Origin of the sequence: Fluviicola sp. (genome assembly GCF_039596355.1) — a bacterium.
In the GTDB taxonomy this organism is placed as follows: Bacteria; Bacteroidota; Bacteroidia; order Flavobacteriales_D; family Crocinitomicaceae; genus Fluviicola.
In genome coordinates, this window is the sequence record NZ_JBCNJW010000004.1 from 135,251 (window position 1) to 158,380 (window position 23,130).

Below are 23,130 nucleotides of genomic sequence, written 5' to 3' on the forward strand. Positions count from 1 at the left end.
TTGTATGATTCAAATACCTCATCAACTTAAAAAAAACCGGTCCTCTAACATACTATTTGAAGAAGACCGGTCTCATTACTGATTCAGTGCTTATTGAGCTATGATTCGTTTAGTCATTGTTTTATTCTCCGAATTGGTAATTTGCACCATGTAGATGCCTTTCGGAGATCCTTCCAGATTAATTTCCAGTTCTTTACCTGAAAATATGCAATTTTTCACTTCTTTACCCATCAAATCAGTAATGCGGATGGATGTCAACGTTTGCTCCGTACCAAATGAAAATTTCACTTTGGAAGTAAACGGATTTGGCGCAATTGTCAGGTCTTCTTCAGTCAACGCATTGTTTGATTCTTCTAATAAGCTACCGGATTGGCTTTGACCTCCCTGGTCTTGTCCCATCGATTTGGTGTAAATGGAATTGCATGTAATCGGGTTCAGGGTGTATGTGGTTCCACTTACGGGATTATTTATAGTCTTTGTATAGGTTCCTACACCAGTAATATTCATCTCAATAACCGGGCATTCTGCATATACTTTAAAGCTTCCATCACTTTTTGTGAAAGTACTATACTCTCTATATTCGCCCGGAGCTCCACATGGAATATTACATCTGACTGTACCATTAACAACCGGCTGATTATTAACATCTTTTACAGTACCGGTAACATTATAAGCGTATCCGTTGTAAGGTGCCAACTCATTATAATAATCGTTCGGTGCTGTTCCCGAATTACATCCATTTGTGAGCGTTGTGATGTTAAACACACTATTACCCGTTGCAATAATCGGTTTCTTATTTCCATAATTATCTACTAATCCGAAATAAGCCCCGCGATCAACTGGCGTCCCATTTGATTTAGTATAGACGTCTCTATATTGCCACCAACCATAACCGGATGCCCCACTGTGAAAAACATTTTGTAGAGAAGAAATGGCAAAATTTCGTTGAGTAGCATAATCAACAACCAAAACAATATTATTTGACGGCGGTGCTACAGTAGCGGGATTAGATACCCCCGGAATCCCAATTTCACCAATGATCCAGGGCTTTTGTATCTTGTCATTCATTATGTTAGAAACCCATTTGAGCTTTTTCAAATAGTACTGTTGGTTATAATTCTGATAATTAAGACTTAAATCCGGATATATGTGATAAGTAATTACATCGATATTCAAGATGCCCGGATCCCAATTTTCCAGTGAAAATGTTCCAACATTACTCATGGTAACCAAATGGTTTTTATCAACATTTCGAATCTGTTCATACCATCCATTTACCGTAGAGCAGATATAATCCTTATCAGTAATAACTTCTGATGTGAAATCATAACTATCTGCTTCCAGAAGTAAACTGTACATAAGCACATTCGGGTTATTTTTGAATCGATTCGCCAAAGTGTTCAAATACACTCCATATGTACTGTGACAAACAGTATTGTAATTTTTATGACCTTTCTCTAATCCGGCAAAAAAATTAACCTTTAATCCATACTCGCCAGCTTTATTAATAACCATCTCGTATAAATCTAACATCTGTTGCAATTTATTTCCGGAATTAATGTCAATTTTCGTTCCGGAATTTGGAAGATGAATAGTATCAGAAACATCCCAGGCATCAATGTAAATTTTGGGGTCAACATTGGGATTACTAGAAGTATTATTACAATACAGGTGAAGCCCCGTTAAGCGAATCGTATTGAACCCCGCTTGCTGCAATTCTGAAAAATGTTGATCCAAATAGGGTGAACAGTCGGATGGTGTAAGACAAAACCAATTGGATAAATTCGAATCGTATTGATTATTTGGTCCAACAAACAATACTCCATTGTTATTGTAAATATTCATACAGTAATTTGCCAATTTGGCATTGTAATTTTGTCCATTCATTGCAAGCCTGGAACCTTTTCGATAAACAAAATTTGCCGTAGGAGTAATTTTGGACAGGGTGCAGATATTCGTACCATCAAAGAAATAGAGCGCCCCGTTGTTATCCATTGCAAAAGAATTGTAATTGGCGGTCAAATTGCACACCGGATTCAACCGATTGTGAGACCATTTACACAGATCATAGTATTCGTTGTGAAAGTTCCCGTCTGTACCTATATAAATTACCTGGTCTCCGCTTGAAGATATGCGGATATCCGTTCCGGTCATAGCAGAAATCCCTATAGCATTCACAGGTCCAAACCCGGAAGAACTTCCAATAGTCCAGTAACTGCACAGTTTGTTATCGGATGCTCTTACATAAAAGATCTGACCGGTATTACCATCCACCTGAATTTTTGAACCGGTTGCAAGTACTTCCGTATTTAAATACACCGCTGCATCCCAGGTAGATGTAGTGAAATTATACTTCATATAGGCCGGTTTATTCGTATTTGTAATATAGTAGAGTGTGTTATTTTTCACTACAATATTTGAGTAAGGAGCTGCAGGCAAGGCAAACATGTTTAACAAGCGAAATCCGCTTCCTGAGGCAGTATGCCAATATTCGCAAACCTTTTTGTCGGAATCCCGAATGAAGTAAACATGATCCTCATCTACCACCTCAATAAAGCTCAAAGGTGCAACGTTATCAGTCATGCCGGTAAACTCAGTCCCCACCTGCCATGCACTCACTGAATTGTTGTACCAAATGCTTGAAATTTTATTCGTACTGGTGACATAGTAGAAACGATCTCCGGCCGTCGGGTTATTCCGGTATATCAGGTTTGAATTACTTCGTGCAATCGGTGCTGTTGACAATACATCTCCATACATAAACCGGATTTTCTTAGAGACATTATCGATGTAATAAGCCCTGTTAAATACATCTACCGCCAGACCACTTTTCGGGCTAACAGCTACTCCAAGCAAATTGGTATTGGCCTTCGGCCACTTAAAATAATCGTACTGACCATAAAGCAGATTCACAGCCAGAAAACACAGCATTGATAATTTTGTTTTCATCGATTTCAAGATTAATAATATAACGATTCAATAGTAATCAATTTATACAGATCAGCCTGTCAACAGATTGTTCTTTTTAGATCATGCTATTATTAGCGATTGAATCCGTTACAAAATGCTCCTTTGGCGCTAATTATTATTTGAGTATCTTTGTACCGGAAAAATCCATTTCCACCGATTTGAAGTGAGGAAAAGTTCATCACACGTGACAATCAGTTCGGATTACTTTTACAGAACATTTCATGCTTTTTGATGAATTAAACCTGCGTTCGCACTTATTGGACGCATTGAAAGAATTAGAATACACCACACCGACCCCAATCCAGGAACAATCCATTCCAAGTTTATTAGAAGGTAAAGACCTGTTTGGTTGTGCACAAACCGGAACCGGGAAAACCGCCGCGTTCGCATTGCCTATTTTACAACACCTGGAACCGGACGGCCCTGTGAAGGGAAGACGACCAATCCGCTGCCTGGTACTCGCTCCGACACGTGAGCTGGCAAACCAGATCAACGACAGTTTCAAAGCATACGGAAAGTTTTCCAAACTGCGCTCCATGGTGATTTTCGGCGGTGTAAACCAAAACAAGCAAGTCAACCAGCTGAGTGCCGGGATCGACATTTTGGTGGCAACTCCGGGAAGATTGCTCGACCTGATGAACCAGGGACATATTTCATTGGCACACATCACGCATTTCGTGCTCGATGAAGCAGACCGTATGCTCGACATGGGATTCATCCACGACATCAAAAGAATCCTACCGCGTTTGCCCAAAAACAAACAGAATATCTTCTTCTCCGCAACGATTTCTCCTACCATTATGGAATTGGCAGGAACGATCCTCCACGATCCGGTAAATGTCCGCGTGACTCCTGTTTCATCCACTGCTGAAATCGTAGAACAGTTCGTGTATTATGTCGAAAAAACGGAGAAACGCGCTTTCCTGAAACAGTTAATCAAAAGTGAGAGCATTTCCCATGCAATTGTTTTTACACGTACCAAACACGGCGCAGACCGCATTGCAAAGGAATTGAATAAGGCCGGGTTCCGCGCAGAAGCAATTCACGGCGATAAATCGCAGAATGCGCGCGAAAGAGCATTGGAAGGATTTAAAAACAGAACGGTCAGCTTTTTAGTCGCAACGGATATCGCATCCCGCGGAATCGACATCGACCAGCTGGAATACGTCATTAATTTCGAAATTCCGGAAGTGGCCGAAACATATGTACACCGCATCGGTAGAACCGGGCGTGCCGGCTCCAGTGGAATTGCATATACGCTGTGTTCCAGTGAAGAGAAGGCATACCTCAAAGCCATTCAGAAGCTGATCAATCAGCAAATCCCGGAACGGACACTTTAACGAGCTAGTTTCCCGCTAATCGCGCAAATTGCGCAGATTAAAAATTGTACGCTCTGACTGGTATACCGGTTGGACTTTTTGAACGTGCCATATGGTTTTATTTGTTTCCCGCAGAAGTTCGAAGATAATAGCGTTTTATATCGGCTAGCATAGAAATCTATTTTATAGAAGCGGAGTTTTTGTATATTTATTCCGACTTACTTTCTATGAAAACACTTTTCATTGCACTGACACTACTTTTCCCGCTATTCGCATGGAACCAGGTCACAGATGACTTCTCAGATGGAAATTTTACTGCCAATCCTGCCTGGAACGGTACCGATACCCATTACAGCATCAATAGCAGCCAGGAATTGCAGCTTACCAATTCCGTTGCAGGAACTTCTTACCTCACAACGCCGCACCTGCTTGCTTCTTTGGATAATAAACAATGGGAAATCCTTGTCCGGCAGACTTTCGCCCCCAGTTCCAGTAATTTCGGGCGTGTTTATTTGACTGCAACCTCTGCCGATCTGACGACCAACCCGGACGGATTTTACCTCCAGTTCGGGGAAGCCGGGTCTACAGATGCTGTCAGGCTGTTCAAAAGCGTTTCGGGAGTTTCGGCAATGATTTGTGCCTCTCCCGACGGACAAATCGCCGCTTCGTTTGCCGTGAGGGTGAAAGTGATCCGCGACAATGCCGGAAACTGGGAACTCTATGTCGATCCTTCCGGTGGAACCAATTTCGGAAGCCCGTATTCCGGAACGGATGCCAGCGCACTTATCGGAACGCATTTCGGCGTGTTTCAAACGTACACCGCTTCCAACGCGAACAAGTTTTACTACGACGATGTGTATATCGGAGATGAAATCATTGACACGCAAGCTCCAGGCCTCCTGAGCGCAACGCCCGTTACGAGCACGCAGGTAGATTTGCTTTTCAGCGAACCGGTTGGAGGTGCTTCCATGCTTCAAACAGCGAATTACAGCTTCAATCCCGCAGTGACGGTTTCATCCGTTGCTCTGGACGGATCCAATGCCGCTTTACTTCACCTCACACTTGGAACGGCTTTAAGCAACGGGCAGAATTACCAGGTGAATGTAACAGCCATCGAAGACGCATTCGGAAATACGGCTTCCAACCTGAGCGCTAATTTCAGCTGGCTGGTCGGTGAAACGGCCGTGAAAGGAGATTTGGTGATCAATGAAATGATGGTCGATCCTACTCCGGTTGTTGGGCTCCCGGAACTGGAATTTGTAGAGATTTACAACAAGAGTAACAAATACATCAACCTTTCGGGGTGGAAACTGGGTGATCAGAGTGGCGACGGAACCATTTCTTCCGGGTTTATTGCTCCGGGACAATACCAGGTGCTCTGCGCCACTGCCAGCGTTCCCGAATTTCCCGGGGCCTATGCCGTAAGCAGTTTTCCGAGCTACAACAATTCCAGCGACGATGTGGTATTGAAAGACAACAACGGAACGATCATCGACCGGATTTCCTACGCCGACAGCTGGTACCGGGATGCGGTAAAAAAAGCCGGTGGTTACACCCTGGAGCTGATCAATCCGAATGATCCCTGCTCCGATGCCTCCAACTGGATTGCTTCCAACAGTCCCACAGGCGGAACGCCCGGCACTCAGAATTCCGTTTATGATATTACTCCCGATACACAAGCTCCGCATCTGACTGGTTTGATTGCACTGAGTCCGAATTACCTGGAGGTTCACTTTTCGGAAGGAATGGATTCTGTGAGTTTGGTGAATGCGGCATTCGGTACGAACCCGAATCTCACCGTACAGAGTATTTACGTCGCTTCTGCCTATTCCAGTCAGGCGATTATTACGTTCAACGAAAACCTGGCTTTGAGTCAGCATTATCAATTGAACTACGGCCCGGTGCAGGATTGCTGGCTGAATGCGGCAACCGTAACGGGAAATTTTGCGCTGGCTGACATTCCACAGGCAAAAGACCTGGTGATTAATGAGATTCTCTTCGATCCGGTGACCGGTGGTTCTGATTTCGTGGAGTTATACAACCGTTCTTCGAAAGTGATCAATCTCAATGACCTGAGCATCTCCAGGTACAACGGAGACACCATTCAACTGATGCAAAATTACCTGCTCAATCCGGGTTCGTACGTGGTTTTGACTCCCGACAGCAACTACCAGAAAAACACGTTCCCCGAAGCAGTTCCGGGTACATTTTATACGACCACACTTCCGGCTTTGAATAACGACTCGTCGACGTTTATCCTGCTGTACAATAATCTGCTGATTGACAAAGTGAGTTACAAGGAAGACTGGCATCTGTCGTTGATTGACGACACGGAAAACAAAACGCTGGAACGCATCAACCCGGACGGGCCGTCTTCAAATGCTTCAAACTGGCACACTGCGGCGGAAACCATTGGTTTCGGAACACCGGGAAAAATCAATTCCCAATACATGAGTGGAAATGTTTCATCCAACTTCGGCACAACCGAACCGATCTTTTCACCGGACAATGATGGTTTCCAGGACATCTTGCTTTTCCGGTACCGGTTTGATGAAGCTATGATTGCAACTCTGAAAATTTTTGATAACCAGGGACGAGAAGTGCACACCTTGTTTTCGAGTGAATTACTTGGAACGGAAGGTACTTTTTCCTGGGATGGAGTGACGTCAGCTAACCAAAAAGCTCCGATCGGAGTTTACATGGCGGTGATAGAAGCCTTTTCCGTTAACAACGGTGGAAAGCAATTTGCAAAGCGGGTTGGGTTCACGCTTGCGGGAAGACTGGATTAATTAAGTAAAAAGGGAGAAGGTAAAATTGAAAAGCAGACCGGACTTCGACTCCGCTCAGTCATCGGCCTGTTTTTCAATTATCAATTATACATTCTCAATTTAATCGACGTAACTCAGTTTCAACATGTTCGATTTTCCGTTTTCTTCAATCGGAATGGAAGCAATGTTGATTACCAGGTCGCCCTGTTTCAGCAACCCGTCTTTTGTCAATAAGTACTTGATGTCGGCAATGGTATGATCCGTACTAACTGTTTTATCGTAATAAAACGCACGTACTCCCCAAACCAGGCTCAACTGCGTAATGATCTGTTTATTTCCTGTAAACACGAAGATCGGTGCATTCGGTCGCTGTGAAGCGATTTTATATGCCGTGTAACCGGAAAAGGACATCGTGATGATTGCATCGGCTTCTACACGCTGTGCCAAACGGCAGGCATTGAAACAAATGGAATCGGAAATGAAACGCGTTTGTGTTTTATCCGGAAGCTGGTCTTTGTGGTAGATTCCATCAAATTTCTCCATTTCTTCCACGATATTCACCATCGTCTGGATGACTTCTACCGGGAATTTCCCTACGGAAGTTTCTCCCGACAGCATCACGGCATCTGCACCGTCCAATACAGCGTTTGCCACGTCGTTTACTTCCGCACGTGTCGGTGTAATGTTTGTGATCATGCTTTCCATCATCTGGGTAGCCACGATTACCGGTTTTGCGTGCTGGTGTCCTTTACGGATCAGCATTTTCTGAATCAAAGGCACATTCTGGTATGGAATTTCCACCCCCAGGTCACCACGAGCCACCATCAGCGCATCGGTTACTTTGATGATTTCGTCGATATCTTCGATTGCCTCCGGCTTTTCGATTTTCGCCACGACACGGGCTTTCGCCTGACGGTTGGAGATGATGTGCTTCAGTTCGATAATATCACGTGCAGAGCGCACAAATGACAGTCCGATCCAATCCACATCCATATTCAGTGCAAACTCCAGGTCTTCGCGGTCTTTTTCAGTCAATGACGGCAATGAAATTTTCGTATTCGGAAGGTTTACTCCTTTTTTCGAAGACAAGATTCCACCGTGAAGGATTTTTGCCTGGATTTCGGTTGCTCCGTTTGTGCTCACCACTTCCATCACCAGTTTTCCGTCATCGAGCAAAATGCGCTCTCCTGCCTGTACATCGCGCGGCATGTAGGAATAACTGATTCCGAAACGCTCGGCGGTTCCGGTAATGCGTTCCGTTACAATGGTCACGATGTTTCCTTCTTCCATCATCACGCCATTGTTCTCCATTTCATACGTTCGGATTTTCGGCCCCTGCAAGTCTGCAAGAATTGCCACGTTCAACCCGGTTTCCGCATTGATCTCGCGGATCATTTCAATGCTTTTTCTATGGTCTTCATGCGACCCGTGCGAGCAGTTTAAACGGCAAACGTTCAAACCATCCAATATCATTTGTTTCAGTACTTCTTTATCCGAGGTAGACGGACCTAAGGTTGCTACAATTTTTGTTTTTTTCATTCGAAAATTATTAATTCTGCTGAAGGAATGGCGCTTGCTTCAAAGACATAAGCCGCCATCACACTGTTTGATTCCCGGATGCGGTCTACAATATCCTCCAGGTCGTGAAGCACATTGTCGCGCAGAATCAGAAAATAGTCGATCTGATTTTTTTCCGGAATCAAAAATTTTCCTTCCGATTTGTTCTTAATTAAATACCATTCCATGTGATCCACCTCATCGTAATACACATGAAAACTATGCTGGGAAACGACTGCTCCTTTTTTAGACTGAATTACGAGCGGTTCTTCGCTTTTGGTCAGTTCCAGTTCCAGAATTTTATTGATCCCCCAGGCCAGCCGGTAGTCACTGTGGTGGGAGCAGATACCAATCAATTCAAAGTCGACAGATGTTTCCAGAGAAAGTACATGACGCTTTTGTTTGCTCATACACTTTTAAAATTTATCTTGTGAAGGTACGCAATATCTTGCAAATGGCAATCGGTCGGAAGTTAGGAATTGGTTAAGAAATGGTAATTGAACCGCCGGATTTGAAGCTCCTACAGTTCTCCCATCAGGATCAGCGTTTCTTTCGCTGCCGCCTGCTCTGCCAGTTTCTTGGAGTTCCCCGAACCTTTTCCGTAATTCGTTCCGTTTACCTGGACGATGACTTCATAAAACCAGGTTCCGTGGTTATTTTCTTCTCTCAAAACCACAAACTCGAGGCTCAACCTTCGTTTCTGGCTCCAGATAAAGAGTTTGGATTTGAAGTCGATTTCTTCTTCCAGGATTTTGTTCAGATCTACGTATTTGCGGAAGATGTGGTTGTAAATGATCTTCTTCGTGGCTTCGTATGAACTATCGAGGTAAATCGCTCCGATAATGGCTTCGAAGGCATTTCCTTCCAGCGAAGATAAATTGATGGATCTTCCTTTGTTGTAACGCAGAATCGAACGCAATTCCAATTCCTCTCCGATCTCTGAAAGAGTTTTACGGGAAACTACTTTTGACTTGACCTTTGTGAGGTAGCCTTCGTCTTCATCCGGGAAACGCTGGAATAAAAATTCGGCAATAATGGAATCAAGGATGGCATCTCCCAAAAACTCCAGGCGCTCGTTGGAAAAGTCTTTCTGACCGTGAAAAGCCACCGAACGATGCGTCACCGCCTGGTAGAACAATTCGATATTCTTCGGCCTGTATCCAAAACGATTCACGAAAAATCGTATGAATATCACGTCTTCCTGAGACCGCTTTTGCTTGAGAAATGGTAGTAGTTTAAATCGCACCTGCGTCTTAACCTTTATACTTTCGCACAATCACAGAAGTATTGTGACCACCGAAACCGAAGGTATTTGATAAGGCAACATCCACGGTACGGTGCTGAGCTTTGTTAAATGTAAAATTCAGTTTGTTATCAATTTCCGGATCATCCGTGAAGTGGTTGATCGTAGGAGGAACCACATCATTTTGTACGGCAAGGATACATGCGATTGCTTCGATTGCTCCTGCAGCACCCAATAAATGTCCTGTCATTGATTTTGTTGAACTGATGTTCAGCTTGTAAGCATGCTCACCGAACACTTGTGAAATCGCCTTCGTTTCAGCGATATCTCCAAGCGGAGTGGATGTTCCGTGAACGTTTACATAATCGATTGCCGTAGGATCCAGACCTGCGTCTTCCAAAGCAGCAAGCATTACGTTTCTTGCACCGATTCCTTCCGGATGCGGAGCTGTCATGTGATATGCATCACCGGACATTCCTCCTCCAAGTACTTCTGCATAAATCTTCGCTCCGCGTTTTTTCGCGTGTTCGTACTCTTCCAGGATCAGTGCACCACCTCCTTCTCCCAACACAAAACCATCGCGGTCAAGGTCAAACGGACGGGAAGCGGTTTCCGGAGAATCATTGCGTGTTGAAAGGGCTTTCAAAGCATTGAATCCTCCCATCCCCATTTCGTTTACTGCTGCTTCAGAACCTCCTGTAACAATGGCATCTGCTTTACCTAAACGGATCAGGTTGAATGCATCAATGATCGCGTTAGTAGATGAAGCACAAGCTGAAACCGTCACATAGTTTGGCCCGCGCAGTCCGTATTTAATAGAAATATGACCTGCAGCAATATCCGAAATCATTTTCGGGATGAAGAACGGGTTGAATTTCGGCGTCCCATCACCTCCGAAGAAGTTTTGAGCTTCGTCCTGGAAGGTTTTCAATCCACCGATTCCGGAACCCCAAATAACACCGATACGGTCTACATTCGGTTCCGACTCCATCAATTTAGAATCAGCCATAGCCTCCGTAGCGGAGACCATGGCGTATTGTGAAAATTGATCTAATTTCCGTGCTTCTTTTCTGTCGATGAAATCCTCGACATTAAAATTTTTAATCTCACAGGCAAATTGCGTCTTAAATAGAGAAGCGTCAAATTGTTTAATCGGAGCAGCACCGCTTTTCCCTTGTAGTAATCCATCCCAATATTCTGCAACAGTATTACCAATAGGTGTAACAGCACCCAATCCAGTTACAACAACTCTTTTCAGCTCCATAAAAATTTAATTCGTTAATAATGCCAGGAAAACTAAGATCTCTTAGTTAGCGTTTTGCTCGATGTAAGAAACTGCGTCACCAACTGTTTGAATGTTCTCAGCTTGATCATCCGGAATGGCGATGTTGAATTCTTTTTCGAATTCCATGATCAGTTCTACTGTATCCAGTGAATCAGCACCCAGATCATTTGTGAAGCTCGCTTCGTTTGTTACTTCGCTTTCTTCAACTCCTAACTTATCTACAATAATAGATATTACTCTTGATTTGATATCAGACATCTCAATTCTTTTATAAGGTTTTTCAGCTTGCAAAGAAAATAGGAAATGCGATAAAAACAAAATATAAAGTCACTTAATTATATTTTTCACTGATCCGCCTTTCTCGTTTTCAGCTTCAAATCCGCTTGTGCCGTGTCATTTGGATTGTGTAACTTTGCCCACATGAACAGGAAATCCATTGCTCTATTCGCCTCCGGGAACGGCTCAAATGCCGTTAATTTGATCCAATTCTTCAGCGGGCATCCGCAAATTGAAGTGAAAATCTTAGTTTGCAACAAGGCTGACGCACCGGTTGTTGCGAAGGCAAAAGCTCTTGGAGTTGAGGTTCTCACGTTTACCAATGAGGAGTTTGAAAGCGGTCTTACGGTACTTCAGGAACTGGATTATCGTGCAATCGACTGGATTATCCTGGCGGGTTTCCTGCGTAAAATCCCGGTAAATATCATCCGTGGTTTCCAGGACCGGATCATCAATATCCACCCTTCCTTACTTCCGAAATTCGGTGGAAAAGGCATGTATGGAAAGTATGTGCACCAGGCTGTCATTGAGAATCAAGAGAACCAAAGCGGGATTTCGATCCACCTGGTGAACGAGGAATTTGACCAGGGAAAAATCCTGGCGCAGTTTGAGGTTTCGGTGACTCCGGAAGACACGGTTGAATCACTTGCGGAAAAAATTCATCAGCTGGAACACAAACATTTTCCTATTATTGTAGCACAAACAATTCTAAATTCATAGGATATGATGAAGTATTTCTGGGCCTTTAACTGGGGCGAACTATTTAAAGCATCCATGGTCTTGTTTGCCGTAATTGATGTGATCGGATCCGTTCCTTTGATTATTAAGATTAAAGAACAGAGCGGTGATATCCATCCTGCCAGAACGAGTTTTGTTTCATTGGGGATTATGATCGGATTTTTGATTCTGGGAGAATCCATTCTGAAATTATTCGGAGTAGATGTCGGATCGTTTGCAGTTGCCGGTTCACTCATCTTATTTGCTATGAGTTTGGAAATGATTTTGGGTGTGCGCTTGTTCCGCGACTCTGTTTCCGGTAAAACAGCCAGCGTTGTTCCATTGGCTTTCCCGATCATTGCCGGCGCCGGAACCATGACCACGATCGTATCGCTTCGGGCAGAATTCCAGAATATCAATATCGTATTGGCTATTTTACTAAATGTATTATTGGTTTACATCGTTCTGAGACTAACGAAACGAATCGAACACCTGCTGGGACCAGGAGGAATTGCGATCATGAAAAAAGTATTCGGGATTATCCTGCTGGCCATTGCGGTGAAGCTGTTTACGACCAATATTGCGAAGATTATTACCACAGCGATCTAATTGAGAATGGAAAATTGAGAATTGAAAAGAGGGCAAGAGACAAGACTGACTGAGGCAAGAGTGATCATCAGGAACGAAAGTCCTTTACTTTTCAATGATCCATTCTACCTTAAAAAACGTAGTTCATAACCCAGGCCCTGGTCTCTCAAAATGACCAATTCTGCCGAAAGCTGGTCGGATAAGGCTTTGATCAATTGAATTCCCAGGCTTTCAAAGTCTTCCGTTTGGATTTGATCCGGCAATCCTACTCCATCGTCTTTGATTTTCAGCAAATAAAAGTCATCCGAAGTAATAAAGGTAATATCGATCAACCCGGGACGGCCGGGAAAGGCATATTTAAAGCTGTTGCTCACTGCTTCATTGACAATCAACCCGATGGGAATCATCCGGTCTGCTTCGAGGTAAATCTGGTCATCAATATCGTAGGAAAACGAAACGGCCGCGTCTTGCCGCGAGAAGGAACTGTGAATGCTCAATCCCAATGTTTTGATATAGTCCGAAACCTGGATCCGGCTCAAATCTTTCGTCCGGTAGAGCATTTCGTGGATCATCGACATGGAGATAATGCGGTTCCTGCATTCGCGGATCATAGCCAGAAACTTCTCGTCCTTGGTATAGGAAGCCTGCAGGCTCATCAGACTGGAAATGATCTGAAGGTTGTTTTTGACCCGGTGGTGCACTTCCTGCAGCAAAGCTTCCCGCTCCTGGAGGGTGATCACGGAATTTTCCAGTTCTTCTCCCAGCATGTTCACCCCTGATGCAATGGCATCAAAAACGTCGCCCTGATCGGTAATGACTGTTTTCCGGGTAAAATCCAAACGGGCATAAGCCATGATGACATCCAATATCGCATTGGTACGTTCCTGGATATATCTGGCTTCTTCGGAATTCATTTGACCTTAAATTTCTTCAACCACTCCGCAGCACTGGTTTCATCCAGGAATAACTTGGTCGGCACAGCCGGTTTGTTGATTCCCAGGAAAAAGTTTCCGACCACTTTACTGACGGATGAGTCGATCAGGATGGCAAAAGCCAGTGTATTGGTTGCCCTTCCGTTAGTCGTGAAGAAGTTTCGCGCATCACGCGAGATGGATTTGATTCCACGCGCGTCGATCATCAGAGGGAATTTCCGGTCGACATAAAAACCATTTACCACGACGGAGTTTTCCTGCGCATCTTCCAAAACCACTTCCGACCCTGGTTTTACTTTGGTTCGGGCAATTCCGTCCTCACCCATCCAGGTAAAGTAGCATCTTAAAGAGTGTGCGTTTTCAGGAATCTTCATAGTGTCACTTTAAGCAAATGTAGGACAATTCTTTTGCAAAAGAAATCAGTTATTTTGGAAACACTGCGCTATTTTTTAAATCGAAAGGGTACTTTGCCCGGATTGAAAAAGAGCACCTGGAATACGCAGCATCGGATTCTTGCGCCAAGGAACCGAGCGGAATGAGAAGCAAAGCGGTAACGATGATTCGTCTGGTTAGTGATTCATGCGGCAATATAACAAAAAGAGTCGGGGCGAAAAATTTTTCGCCCCGACTCTTTTTAATGTGTATGTTGTTTCCTTTTAGTCTTTGATCAGGAACTGGAATCGATCCAGGTTTTTCAACGCAATGCTCGTTCCGCGTGCTACTGCTCTTAACGGATCTTCTGCAATGTGTACCGGCAGTTTTGTTTTTTCGTTGATACGACGATCCAAACCGCGCAGCATCGAACCACCTCCTGCCAGGTAGATTCCTGTTTTGTAAATATCCGCAGAAAGTTCCGGCGGCGTTTGCTCCAATGCACTCAAAATCGCTTCTTCGATCTTGGAGATTGTTTTATCCAGTGCGTGTGCTACTTCGGAATATGTAATGATGATCTCTTTCGGAATCCCGGTCATTAAGTCACGACCACGAACTGCGAAATCTGCCGGCGGGTTCTCCAATTCAGGCAATGCAGCTCCTACTTCGATCTTGATTTGTTCTGCTGTACGCTCACCAACCAGGATGTTGTGCTGACGGCGCATGTATTCTTCGATGTCTGATGTGAAATCATCTCCTGCAATACGGATTGATTTGTCACACACGATTCCCCCCAATGCGATCACGGCAATTTCGGATGTTCCTCCACCGATATCGATGATCATGTTCCCCATTGGTTCTTCTACGTCGATACCGATACCGATCGCTGCAGCCATCGGCTCGTGGATCAGGTATACTTCTTTTGCACCCGCGTGTTCAGCGGAGTCACGTACGGCACGTTTCTCTACTTCTGTAATTCCGGAAGGAATACAAATCACCATGCGCAGGGTAGGATTGAACATCTTTCTTCCCGGATTGATCATTTTGATAAACCCGCGAATCATTTGTTCCGCACTTTGGAAATCTGCAATCACACCATCTTTCAACGGTCTGACAGTTTCAATTAATTTGTGTGTTTTTCCGTGCATCTGCTGTGCTTTCTTACCGATCGCAACAACTTTACCCGTTTGAATATCTTTCGCTACGATTGAAGGCTCATCCACAACTACTTTATCATTCATGATAATCAGTGTGTTTGCAGTACCTAAGTCAATAGCAATTTCTTGTGTCAGAAAATTAAACAATCCCATCTAGCGCGCTCCTTTTTGCGTTTGATCCCTTTATTCGTGAATTCCGGGAAATTGTTACAAAATTAGATTAAATAATCGAAATATGCTTAAAAGGATATTCGAATTTGCAGAAAGAAATTCTGATTTCAACAATTCAGATTTAAAATCTCCGTAAGACGCGGAAAAACAAGCTCATTACCCCGGTTTCCGACCCGGTAAAATAAAAAGCGGTACTCCAAAACAGCGGTGATGGTGAGTTCTGTTCGGAACAGGAAGGAATCGATCCATACCCTGGAAAAGTTCAAATTGAACTCTTTGAACCCTTGCTTCTCAAAACAAACGAAAAAAGGTACCTGTCAACCGATCAGATACCTTTCCTGTTATTTGTGTTTCAGTTCAAATCAATTGATTCTCTTTTCCGTGGTTCCATCGTCGTACACATAAATCACCACTCCTTTTTCCGATTCGGAGACTTCCTGCCCGAAGAGGTTCACCACCTTCACCAGTTTTTCCGATTTCAGTCGGTTGTCGATCGAAACGTATGTTGGATAAGTCCGTGTTTGCCCGTTGTAATCTACTTGTTTGATGCGGTAATAATTGATCGTATTGCGCGCATAATTATAGTGATTGATGGAGTAATCCAAACGGGATTCGCTGTTTCCTGCTCCGTCAATTGCGTCGATTCTGTTCCAGGAGGCGCTTTCTCCCGGTGTGGTTGTCCATTCAACTTCGAAATAATCGTTGTTCAATTCTGTTTCAGTATACCATTTCAGGGTATTCACATTCGAAGAATAGCTTCCGGAGAATCCTGCCATTTCAACCGGCAAGGTAACCGGAATACACCCGATCACTGCCGTGGAGATATTCGTTCCCCAGTTAAAATCAAAGTTATAACCAACTCCTGAATTACTGAAGTTATCAATCAACAAGATATATACCTGGTTTGCACTCACATTCAGTGCATTCACCCATCCGGTTCCACCTGAACCTTCTGTTGTATTTGTTTCTCCTACGCGAATTCCGGTACTTCCGGTTCCTGCTGCGTAAGAACAGCGAATCGGTGCTGTTACCGGCGGACAGTTTGCGCTGGCGTTTGCTGCTGTGAACGGCCCCCATACCGCGAAGTCGTAATCTGAGCTGGAGCTTGGATTGATTCGGAATGACAACGACCCTCCGACCTGGATATTGATATAGTACCAGGAAGATTGGTGCTCACTGTTCAAACATCCGCGGTTGGTGTTATTCAATTCCTGGATTCCCGCACCCGAACTGTTTCCCGGAAGGGACGAATTTGTACAAATCTGTTCTGCCGAAGAACAATTAACCCCTCCTACTTTTTCAATGATTTGAGGCTGACCTTTGGATCGAACCACACTTCCCGCCGGAACTCCTGCGAGATGTGCAACAGAGTCTACAAAATGTACTGTGTAGTTAATTTCCGTACTGAACTGAATGTAGCTGTCACTAACTGTCCGGTTATAGGTATTCGGTATGTAATTCTCAATGGCAGACAGATATGATTTGCCTTCACCCTGCGGCGAATTTAAATCAATCTTATATTGATATTGTGCAAATAACAGTGGGCTGGTTGATAATGTAAGGAATAAAAGCAAAGCCAATTTCATACGTTTCCAAATTAGTAATACGACCTATTTACGGGCAAAGTTATTGTGCGGTTTTCTTCCGAAATATTAAAGAATGCCAAAAGACCTGTTTGGTGGTTTTCAATGTGTAAAAAGGAACTTTGGACTAAAATTAAAAGGATCTTAAAATCTCTGTATCCCAACAGTACCAAGGCTTATGTAAAGTTTTCGTTAAAAAAAGTAAAAATCTTAGTCACCAAAAACGAAAAAAGGGAGCCTGAAGCTCCCTTCCTGATTATTCCTTTTCTATTTAATGTTTGAAATGTCTGTTTCCGGTGAATACCATCGCCACTCCGTTTTCATTACAATAGTCGATCGATAGCTCGTCTTTGATTGATCCTCCCGGTTGAACGACTGCTGTGATTCCTGCCAGATGTGCAATTTCAACACAATCCGGGAACGGGAAGAATGCATCGGATGCCATCACCGCTCCTTTCAGATCAAACCCGAATGATTTTGCTTTCTCGATTGCCTGACGCAATGCATCTACGCGGGAAGTTTGTCCGGTTCCGCTTGCAATCAATTGCCCGTTCTTTGCCAGAACAATGGTGTTGGATTTGGTATGCTTCACCAGTTTGTTTGCAAAAATCAGGTCTTCCACTTCCTGCGCGGTAGGAACCGTCTTTGTTCTCGGCTCAAAGCTGCCTGCGGTTTCAGAAAGCATGTCTTTATCTTGCTCCAGAACCCCGTTCAGTAATGTTCTGAACTGGCGTTTCGGCAATTCCACTGATTTTTGGATCAATAAAATGCGGTTTTTCTTGCTTTTCAGAATTTCTTCTGCTGCCGCTTCAAATCCCGGAGCAATTACCACCTCACAGAACAGGTCGTTGATCAGGTTAGCCGTTTCGGCATCAATAATTCTGTTTGCAATCAGGATTCCCCCGAAAGCAGAAGTCGGATCGCCAGCCAATGCATCAGCATATGCCTGAGCCAATGTAGCGCGTGTTGCCAATCCGCATGCGTTGTTGTGTTTCAGGATCGCAAATGTCGGATCGTTTTTCTCAAACTCAGCCATCAGCTGCACTGCCGCGTCTACATCTAGCAAGTTATTATAGGAAAGTTCTTTTCCATGGATCTGGTCAAACATCGCGGCGAAATCTCCATGGAACCATCCTTTCTGATGCGGGTTCTCACCGTAACGCAACGACTGGCTCTGCAAAATACTTTGCTTGAACACCGGAGTTTCTTCTCCTTCGTTAAAGTAGTTGAAGATGTGTGTATCGTAATGAGAGGAAACCATGAATGCCAGTTTCGCGAACTGTTTCCGTTGCTCCAGGCTGGTTGTCGCTCCCTGCTCGTTCAAAATCGAAAGGAATTCTGCATACTGGTTCACGGACGGGATAATCACTACATCCTGGTAATTTTTCGCTGCCGCACGGATCAAAGAGATTCCACCGATGTCGATTTTCTCGATAATTGCCTGGTGTTCCGCACCGGAAGCAACGGTTTCTTCAAACGGGTACAGGTCAACGATTACCAAATCAATGGTCGGAATGTTGAACTGCTTTGCCTGGTCTAAATCTCCCTGCAGGTTTCTTCTGTGCAGGATTCCGCCGAAAATTGCCGGGTGCAATGTTTTTACACGTCCACCGAAAATTTCAGGATAAGAAGTCATGGATTCAACCGGAATCACAGGAATTCCCAAACCTTCGATGAATGTTTGTGTTCCTCCCGTTGAGTAAATCACTACGTTTTCTTCGTGCAATTTACGTACAATCGGCTCCAGCCCATCTTTGTAATAAACTGAAATTAAAGCTCCTGTAATTTTCTTTGCGTTTTCCATATTTCGAATTTACACCTGCAAATCAACCTGATTTGAGGGCGCAAAAGTACGTTTTTTAAATGGAAAAACGTTGTAGTTTGCGGATAATTAATTGTCACTCTCCTGAAGGCCAGCAGTATCATTCCCTAAAAAAGGCGTTAAAACGGGTTTTTATTTACTTACCCGGGTAGGTGGTGGATATCCTTGCACTTATCCCCCAAAACGAAAAATGCTTATCTAAACCCTTTTCTCCTGGTCTTAAAGATGGCATTATTCAGATTGGTATAACTCAGCGAAAGCTCCAAACTTCCGCCTTTATATCCATACCGCAATGCGGACAAGGTCAGATCATACGAAACACCAAAATGAAATCCGCGCCAGTCAATTTGCATCGTAGGAGCAATCGCATCCTTCAAACGCGTATACACTCCCAGTCCCAGGAACGCATCCTGGTTGATGCCCGTGATCTTTCCTCCATCCTGGAAACGGCGGCGCAGAATCAACCCCAGGATTGACTCATAATGACCGCCCTGGATAAATTGGGCAAACTGGGCATCGAAAGCCAATTTACTGTCCGGAATATCCATTGAGTATTTGACCATTGCCACATACTTGCGCGCCAGCTGTTCTTCCGAACCTGTGCGGTATCTCAGAGTCGGTGCATTTAAATGATACCCGGCAAATCCCGCCTGGAGTTTGATGTCGTTGTTCCGGGCAAAGGTGCTCTGACCACCGTCAAACTGGTAGAAGATTCCTGCCGAAGCATCCATATAGATAAAGGAACTCAAACTTCCGGTTTCGCCGCTTGTGAGAGTCGGATCATACGCATCGTTTCCGTTCCACTGCGAATCGTAGATCAAGCGCGACATATTCCCGGAACGGTTGCCGATTCCCCCCTGGATTCCCAGAGACAACTGACTTCCGTTACCTACCGGCAGAATCCCCGAAACAATCAGGGATCCTGTCTGCAGACCGTAGCCGGAATTCCCGGCAATATCATTGTAGAACTGAATCCCTGCTCCGAGATGAGCTTTGGGATTCCGGTCACTTTTGAAAAAATTGGCATCCGCGTTAATACCGGTTGTCATGTAAGTAGTACCACCACCCAGCCATTGGTTACGGTGCTGCACCGCAACCCGTTCCCAGCCGTCATACACCCCAACAGCTCCGGGGTTCAGTAAATTCGGGGACTGGAGAATCTGGGTAACATGAAAATCCTGGGCACTGGCAGACAAACCTGTCAGAATCATCAGTGCTAGTATGCTTTTTGCTCTCATGATTATCTTGTTACAGTTACGTTACCGGTGTATGTTTCTTTTTTACCGTCAGCGAAAACCACCGTAGCCTGGTATGCATAAACACCCGTATTTACTTTCACTCCGTTGAAGATTCCATCCCATTTGAAATTCGGATCGGAACTTACGACCATCCGGTTCCCCCAGCGATCATACAAATACCATGTAAACGATACCACATCCCGTCCGATGCGAGGTGCCAGGTAATCATTCAATCCATCACCATTCGGTGAGAAAGCCGTAGGCATGTGGAACCCTTTGAAGCAGTTTGCTCCTGCAGGATTCGGATCACATGGATCCAGCGGATTCGTTCCGTTTGCAATTTCATCACCATCATTGATTCCATCGCCGTCCGTATCCGGGTTGTTCGGATCGGTTCCGTAAAGCGCTTCGGTTCCATCCAGGATTCCGTCACCATCCGTATCAATATTACACTGCGGTGTCGTATTTGGCGGATCACACGGATCAAGCGGGTTGGTTCCGTTGGTCACCTCATCTCCGTCGTTGATTCCGTCACCGTCTGTATCCGGGTTCGTTGGATTCGTTCCTGCTGTTGTTTCCTGGGCGTTGGTCAAACCGTCGCCATCCTGGTCACAAGGGCCGGCATTCGGATTCGGGATACATGGATCGGTGTTCGCAGGATCACTTTCATCGTTCACGCCATCACCGTCTGTATCTGTCGTACTGGATTCCAATGCATCGATAATTCCATCTCCATCCGAATCCAGCGGATTGGCAGGATCAGGACCGATTTCCGCACAGTCACTTTCACCGTCACCATCGGTATCCGGGTTATTCGGATCGGTTCCAGCCGCAATTTCATCCACATTCAAACAACCGTCGCCGTCCAGATCCGGGTTGTCAGCAATAAACACTGCTGTGATTGTTACCGGCGCGACAATATCCATTGAGTTCGTATCCTGCGCGTTCGGAGCCGTCATGGTATTTGCCGTATACTCCCAATGGGAGAACACATAGCCCGTAAGCGGGCGCGCAATCAGGTTCGTTTGAATTCCTCCGAAATAGTTTGCATTCCACGGATAAGAAGGAGCCCAAATCGAGTTTACCTTCACTTCTCCCGAGTTTACAGGACTCACCGTTACGACAATCGCATTCGGGCCGGTAACCTGGTAGCAATCCGTCATTCCCTGGTTCAGAGCTGCACATCGCTGGTTGATGAAATTTCTCAGTGCCTGCACATTTGCCTGCCAGCCTGCCATCGTTCCTCCCCATCTGGTACATTGCTGCGGCATTTCGGGAGTAATCTGGTTGATCATACTGTCCAGCAAGTTATTCATATAGGTACAGGAGAAATGGGTATTGACCAAATCAATGTAGCGCGAAATGTAGTATTGTTTCACCGTCGGGTTTTCATTGATCAGTTTCTGCAGGATAGCTGTATGCCCCTGGCCTCCGGGATTCGGAAGGTTTTCTACGTTACATGGATCGGCATTGGCAGAAGCATCCGGAATCCCCGTATAATTAATGTAATGTCCGAATGTGGCATCCATATCCCATAAAGTATAGCGCCACCTTTTCTTATCTCCGTTCGGATCGGTTCCACGCCACCACGCAGTGTTCCAGTTCAGCCAGTCCTGGGTAACCACATACGAATTGAGTACGAAGTAATCTACCAGCGACTCCCAGTTCAGCAAACTGTCTACGTAATTGAAATTGGCAGCAACTCCCATGTTATTGGTGTTGATGTAAGTCCGTAAACTGTTCCAGGCCGGAATGGCATTCGGAGACCCGTACTCTTCCCAGGTAGAACCCCAGGTTTTCAAATATTGTAAATGGAATTTATCCTGGTTGTCATAGTATTTCGTAAAGTCATGATCGTCTACTTTCTCGCGAATCTCGTAAACTCCCCAATATTGTCCGTTAACGTAGATCACACAAGGTCTCCAGGTACGTTCATCCAATTTCAGTTTTGCATTTTGAGAAAGTTGTGCCACAAAAGCATCGCGGATGTGTGCTCCCCCGGTTTCGAACGAATAGTTGTCGTTCGCAGCTGCTTTCAAAATCAAACGCTGGAAATGATCTCTTGTTTTATTCGGGAAAATCTGGTGTTCAATTTCGTGGTTATAACCGAATTCATCGCGCATGATAAAGTCGAATCCGCGCTGATCGTAAAACCAGGAATCGTTTCCGTGCTTATTGAATTCTCCTTCCCCGTTATCAGCAAAGGATTTATCTGCTTCCCACAATTCGAAGAATCCCTGTGGTTTGATCGAACCGTTTCCGTTCAGCAAAGTGGATACGGAATTACTTCCTGCTCCTGCGATGGAAATAACCGGAACGGTGTGGTTTACATTAATAAAGTAGGTTCCCGACTTGGTAAAACTAGGTTGATTGGCAGAAAACGCTTTTGCACGAAGCACTTTGGTGGTCGTGATTGAAACCGGTGCGGAGTAGAGCGTTGAAGTTGTTGTCGGATCGGAGCCATCGGTTGTGTAACGGATGGTCGCTGTTGGGTCCGGACACGTGATGGTAATCGTCTGAGTAGCGGAATAGAATCCCGGAGCCACACTGAAAACAGGAGTTGCCGTATAAAAGTTAATTCCTCCCGTATTCGAAGCGTTCGGAGTAGGCGTTGTAAACAATCTCCAGGTCGTTGCCCCATTTGTCTGACGACCAATCGAATGATCCTGTTTGGTCATCTGGGTCAGTTCCACAAAATCCACCGTAACACCTGTGGGACTTGTCAGAATGAACCATTCATTCGATGTCTGTGCCAGGTTGAAACTCGGATGCAGCTCGTTTCCGGACACCACTCCTCTTCCGCTGCAGTATACCATTTTGTATCCGCCGGCAGCAATCGACCCGGAAGGAATCTGCCATTTTTGAGGGTTGTTGTCATTATCCGACAAATAATATCCCGTGAGGTCAACTGCTGCAGAACCAGCATTATACAATTCGACCCAATCTTCGCGTTCTCCGAACGCATCCATCGGACCAGTTATATTGGAACAGGAATATTCATTAATAACTACTTGGGAGGTTGCATTTTTAACCGTGAATAGCAGCAACACAAAACAAGCTGTTTTAAAGAGAGATAGCAATTTCATGTGTAGTTTCTGTTTAGAGTGCTTAATGTTACGAATCTTTCTTGTT

17 protein-coding genes are annotated in these 23,130 nt (G+C 44.7%); 4 read left to right on the forward strand and 13 right to left on the reverse strand.

Annotation, left to right across the window (positions count from 1 at the left end):
- Positions 1–90: 90 nt before the first annotated feature.
- Complete coding sequence (locus ABDV94_RS10510) at positions 91–2,949, reverse strand: T9SS type A sorting domain-containing protein (RefSeq protein WP_343747132.1); 2,859 nt, start codon at positions 2,947–2,949, stop codon at positions 91–93.
- 242 nt (positions 2,950–3,191) lie between these two features.
- Here ABDV94_RS10510 and ABDV94_RS10515 point away from each other — a divergent pair, with 242 nt between their 5' ends.
- Positions 3,192–4,310: a DEAD/DEAH box helicase gene (locus tag ABDV94_RS10515; protein ID WP_343747133.1), complete on the forward strand. Its 1,119-nt coding sequence runs from the start codon at positions 3,192–3,194 to the stop codon at positions 4,308–4,310.
- A gap of 206 nt (positions 4,311–4,516) precedes the next feature.
- Positions 4,517–7,078: a lamin tail domain-containing protein gene (locus tag ABDV94_RS10520; RefSeq protein WP_343747134.1), complete on the forward strand. Its 2,562-nt coding sequence runs from the start codon at positions 4,517–4,519 to the stop codon at positions 7,076–7,078.
- Between the two features lie 99 nt (positions 7,079–7,177).
- Here ABDV94_RS10520 and pyk read toward each other — a convergent pair whose 3' ends face one another.
- From pyk to ABDV94_RS10545, 5 genes are all read right to left on the reverse strand, one after another.
- The gene (pyk, locus tag ABDV94_RS10525; RefSeq protein ID WP_343747135.1) at positions 7,178–8,596 is read right to left on the reverse strand and encodes a pyruvate kinase; all 1,419 of its coding nucleotides are present in this window, start codon (positions 8,594–8,596) and stop codon (positions 7,178–7,180) included.
- Positions 8,593–9,024 carry an IPExxxVDY family protein gene (locus ABDV94_RS10530; RefSeq protein WP_343747136.1) on the reverse strand — a complete coding sequence of 144 codons (432 nt, stop codon included), beginning with the start codon at positions 9,022–9,024 and terminating at the stop codon, positions 8,593–8,595. Before ABDV94_RS10530 ends, pyk begins: the two co-directional genes overlap by 4 nt.
- A 110-nt stretch (positions 9,025–9,134) precedes the next feature.
- On the reverse strand, positions 9,135–9,788 hold the full coding sequence (gene rnc, locus ABDV94_RS10535) for a ribonuclease III (protein WP_343747137.1): 654 nt from the start codon (positions 9,786–9,788) through the stop codon (positions 9,135–9,137).
- 79 nt (positions 9,789–9,867) lie between these two features.
- Positions 9,868–11,121 carry a beta-ketoacyl-ACP synthase II gene (fabF, locus tag ABDV94_RS10540; RefSeq protein ID WP_343747138.1) on the reverse strand — a complete coding sequence of 418 codons (1,254 nt, stop codon included), beginning with the start codon at positions 11,119–11,121 and terminating at the stop codon, positions 9,868–9,870.
- Positions 11,122–11,163: 42 nt separating this feature from the next.
- The gene (locus tag ABDV94_RS10545) at positions 11,164–11,400 is read right to left on the reverse strand and encodes an acyl carrier protein (RefSeq protein WP_013686655.1); all 237 of its coding nucleotides are present in this window, start codon (positions 11,398–11,400) and stop codon (positions 11,164–11,166) included.
- A 162-nt stretch (positions 11,401–11,562) separates the two neighbouring features.
- Here ABDV94_RS10545 and ABDV94_RS10550 point away from each other — a divergent pair, with 162 nt between their 5' ends.
- Both ABDV94_RS10550 and ABDV94_RS10555 read left to right on the forward strand, forming a co-directional pair.
- Positions 11,563–12,138: a phosphoribosylglycinamide formyltransferase gene (locus tag ABDV94_RS10550; protein ID WP_343747139.1), complete on the forward strand. Its 576-nt coding sequence runs from the start codon at positions 11,563–11,565 to the stop codon at positions 12,136–12,138.
- A gap of 3 nt (positions 12,139–12,141) precedes the next feature.
- Positions 12,142–12,744, forward strand: coding sequence for a MarC family protein (locus ABDV94_RS10555; protein ID WP_343747140.1), 603 nt, complete (start codon positions 12,142–12,144; stop codon positions 12,742–12,744).
- Positions 12,745–12,848: 104 nt separating this feature from the next.
- Here ABDV94_RS10555 and ABDV94_RS10560 read toward each other — a convergent pair whose 3' ends face one another.
- From ABDV94_RS10560 to ABDV94_RS10590, 7 genes are all read right to left on the reverse strand, one after another.
- A complete protein-coding gene (locus ABDV94_RS10560) occupies positions 12,849–13,637 on the reverse strand; it encodes a sensor histidine kinase (RefSeq protein WP_343747141.1) in 789 nt (262 codons plus the stop codon).
- A complete protein-coding gene (locus ABDV94_RS10565) occupies positions 13,634–14,029 on the reverse strand; it encodes a hypothetical protein (protein WP_343747142.1) in 396 nt (131 codons plus the stop codon). Before ABDV94_RS10565 ends, ABDV94_RS10560 begins: the two co-directional genes overlap by 4 nt.
- Before the next feature lie 282 nt (positions 14,030–14,311).
- Positions 14,312–15,337 (reverse strand): rod shape-determining protein, encoded by a 1,026-nt coding sequence (locus ABDV94_RS10570; RefSeq protein WP_144332395.1) that lies wholly within the window; start codon positions 15,335–15,337, stop codon positions 14,312–14,314.
- A gap of 380 nt (positions 15,338–15,717) precedes the next feature.
- Entirely contained in the window at positions 15,718–16,941 is a 1,224-nt protein-coding gene (locus tag ABDV94_RS10575) for a hypothetical protein (protein ID WP_343747143.1), read from the reverse strand.
- A gap of 268 nt (positions 16,942–17,209) precedes the next feature.
- Positions 17,210–18,742: a bifunctional phosphoribosylaminoimidazolecarboxamide formyltransferase/IMP cyclohydrolase gene (gene purH, locus ABDV94_RS10580; RefSeq protein WP_343747144.1), complete on the reverse strand. Its 1,533-nt coding sequence runs from the start codon at positions 18,740–18,742 to the stop codon at positions 17,210–17,212.
- Positions 18,743–18,954: 212 nt separating this feature from the next.
- On the reverse strand, positions 18,955–19,998 hold the full coding sequence (locus ABDV94_RS10585; protein WP_343747145.1) for a PorP/SprF family type IX secretion system membrane protein: 1,044 nt from the start codon (positions 19,996–19,998) through the stop codon (positions 18,955–18,957).
- A 2-nt stretch (positions 19,999–20,000) separates the two neighbouring features.
- Positions 20,001–23,084, reverse strand: a complete 3,084-nt coding sequence (locus ABDV94_RS10590; RefSeq protein ID WP_343747146.1) for a CotH kinase family protein — start codon at positions 23,082–23,084, stop codon at positions 20,001–20,003.
- Positions 23,085–23,130: the final 46 nt, after the last annotated feature.

Excerpts from the sequence above, each read along its gene's own strand:
- ABDV94_RS10510 (WP_343747132.1), bottom strand. The coding sequence starts at position 2,949 with ATGAAAACAAAATTATCAATGCTGTGTTTTCTGGCTGTGAATCTGCTT.
- ABDV94_RS10585 (WP_343747145.1), bottom strand. The coding sequence starts at position 19,998 with ATGAGAGCAAAAAGCATACTAGCACTGATGATTCTGACAGGTTTGTCT.
- ABDV94_RS10565 (WP_343747142.1), bottom strand. The coding sequence starts at position 14,029 with ATGAAGATTCCTGAAAACGCACACTCTTTAAGATGCTACTTTACCTGG.
- ABDV94_RS10520 (WP_343747134.1), top strand. The coding sequence starts at position 4,517 with ATGAAAACACTTTTCATTGCACTGACACTACTTTTCCCGCTATTCGCA.
- ABDV94_RS10545 (WP_013686655.1), bottom strand. The coding sequence starts at position 11,400 with ATGTCTGATATCAAATCAAGAGTAATATCTATTATTGTAGATAAGTTA.
- ABDV94_RS10530 (WP_343747136.1), bottom strand. The coding sequence starts at position 9,024 with ATGAGCAAACAAAAGCGTCATGTACTTTCTCTGGAAACATCTGTCGAC.
- ABDV94_RS10570 (WP_144332395.1), bottom strand. The coding sequence starts at position 15,337 with ATGGGATTGTTTAATTTTCTGACACAAGAAATTGCTATTGACTTAGGT.
- ABDV94_RS10560 (WP_343747141.1), bottom strand. The coding sequence starts at position 13,637 with ATGAATTCCGAAGAAGCCAGATATATCCAGGAACGTACCAATGCGATA.
- ABDV94_RS10575 (WP_343747143.1), bottom strand. The coding sequence starts at position 16,941 with ATGAAATTGGCTTTGCTTTTATTCCTTACATTATCAACCAGCCCACTG.
- ABDV94_RS10590 (WP_343747146.1), bottom strand. The coding sequence starts at position 23,084 with ATGAAATTGCTATCTCTCTTTAAAACAGCTTGTTTTGTGTTGCTGCTA.
- fabF (WP_343747138.1), bottom strand. The coding sequence starts at position 11,121 with ATGGAGCTGAAAAGAGTTGTTGTAACTGGATTGGGTGCTGTTACACCT.
- purH (WP_343747144.1), bottom strand. The coding sequence starts at position 18,742 with ATGGAAAACGCAAAGAAAATTACAGGAGCTTTAATTTCAGTTTATTAC.
- pyk (WP_343747135.1), bottom strand. The coding sequence starts at position 8,596 with ATGAAAAAAACAAAAATTGTAGCAACCTTAGGTCCGTCTACCTCGGAT.
- ABDV94_RS10555 (WP_343747140.1), top strand. The coding sequence starts at position 12,142 with ATGATGAAGTATTTCTGGGCCTTTAACTGGGGCGAACTATTTAAAGCA.
- ABDV94_RS10550 (WP_343747139.1), top strand. The coding sequence starts at position 11,563 with ATGAACAGGAAATCCATTGCTCTATTCGCCTCCGGGAACGGCTCAAAT.
- ABDV94_RS10515 (WP_343747133.1), top strand. The coding sequence starts at position 3,192 with ATGCTTTTTGATGAATTAAACCTGCGTTCGCACTTATTGGACGCATTG.